At 44.8% G+C, this 1,975-nt stretch carries 1 protein-coding gene; it reads left to right on the forward strand.

From position 1 onward, the window contains the following. Positions 1 to 1,866 (forward strand): M13 family metallopeptidase (locus AB4238_RS20080; RefSeq protein WP_372035138.1); only part of this gene is annotated, 1,866 nt, incomplete at its 5' end. Between the last annotated feature and the right edge of the window lie 109 nt (positions 1,867 to 1,975).

Below are 1,975 nucleotides of genomic sequence, written 5' to 3' on the forward strand. Positions count from 1 at the left end.
AAGAACACCACTATCCCGAGCGATCGCACTAGCACAGGTGCATTTTATGATCTTCGTGAAAAATCACGTGATGACGTAAAAGCAATTATCGAAGAAGTCGCTGCAACACCTAACCTTAAAGCTGGTAGCGATGAGCAAAAAGTGGCTGATCTTTACCGTTCATTCATGGATGTTGAAACACTCAATAAACTGGGCGTGACCCCCATTCAAAGCGAACTTGATAAAGTCAGTGCCATTAAGAATAAAGATGAGCTAGTGGCTTATTTTGCTCGTAGCCAAGTGATTGGCGGCGGCACTCCAATGGCATTTTACATCAGTGTCGATGCGAAAGACTCTAGCCGTTATGCGACGCATATCTGGCAGTATGGCTTAAGCCTGCCAGAAAAAGATTACTACTTTAACCAAGACGAGCGCTTCGTTAATATCCGTAAAGCGTTCGTAGCACACATCGAAAAGATGTATACCCTTGCAGGTCTTGCTAACCCTAAAGCTAGCGCTGAAGCGGTACTGGCTCTTGAAACATCAATTGCTGAAAAGCATTGGGATGTGGTTGAGACTCGTGATAGCACTAAGACCTACAACTTATACCAAGTTAAAGATCTGCCAACACTTGCACCTGACATCAACTGGGATGGTTACCTAGCAACCCTTGGCGCTGATAAGCAAGCTGACATCATCATCAACCAGCCTAGCTTTATCCAAGGGCTGAATGAAGTCATCAAGACGACAGACCTAAATACTTGGAAGACCTACATGCAGTGGCAGCTACTGACACATGCAGCAAGCAGCCTAAGTGAAGAGTTAGATACTGAAAACTTTGAGTTCTTCTCTAAAACACTTAACGGTCAAGAAGAACAACAACCTCGCTGGAAGCGCGGTGTCGCTTCAGTCAACAGCTTGCTTGGTGAAGTAGTCGGAAAAGTATATGTTAAGCGTCACTTTGCACCAGAAGCTAAGACACGCATGCAGACTTTGGTTGAGAACTTACGCGGCGCCTACGGCGATAGCATTGAGTCACTAGAGTGGATGAGTGCTGACACTAAAGTCGCTGCTAAAGATAAGTTAGCTAAGTTTGATCCTAAGATTGGTTACCCTGATCGCTGGGAAAACTACGATAAGCTAACCATTAAAGCTGACGACCTGTTCGGCAACAACCTGCGCGCAAGCGAGCTGAGCCATGAAAAAGAGCTAGAAAAACTCGGTAGCCCTATTCGTAAGTGGGAATGGCATATGACCCCACAAACGGTAAATGCTTACTACAACCCAACTATGAATGAAATCGTATTCCCTGCAGCAATCTTGCAGCCTCCATTCTTTAATATGGAAGCTGATGACGCAGTTAACTACGGTGGCATCGGTGCGGTTATTGGTCATGAAATGGGCCATGGTTTTGACGATCAAGGCGCTAAGTTTGACGGTGAAGGCAATATGCGTGATTGGTGGACAGAACAAGACTTGAAAGAGTTTTCAGCTCGCGGTAAAGCCCTTATCGATCAGTACAATGATTACGCCGTATTTGACGACCTACACGTTAATGGCGAACTAACACTTGGTGAGAACATTGGTGATCTTTCAGGTGTCACTATCGCTTACCGTGCTTACAAGAAATCACTTAATGGTCAAGAAGCACCTGTGATTGACGGCCTGACAGGCGATCAGCGTTTCTTCATTGGTTTCACCCAGATCTGGCGTGCAAAAATCAAAGAAGAGTCAATGCGTAACCGTGTAGCGACAGATCCACATTCACCTGCACAGTTCCGTTCACTTGGCGCACTTTCAAACATGCCAGAGTTTTACAGCACTTATGACGTGAAACCTGGTGATGCTATGTATATTGCTCCAGAAAAGCGCGTTAAAATTTGGTAATTACAGCAATATAAACCGCCGTAATTAGCGATAAAAAAGCCGTTGATGACAAGTTCATTCAACGGCTTTTTTTTGTTATGCCCCTCACACATGTAATACCAATTGCATT

Origin of the sequence: Shewanella sp. 10N.286.45.A1 (assembly GCF_041470405.1) — a bacterium.
Classification (GTDB): Bacteria; Pseudomonadota; Gammaproteobacteria; order Enterobacterales; family Shewanellaceae; genus Shewanella.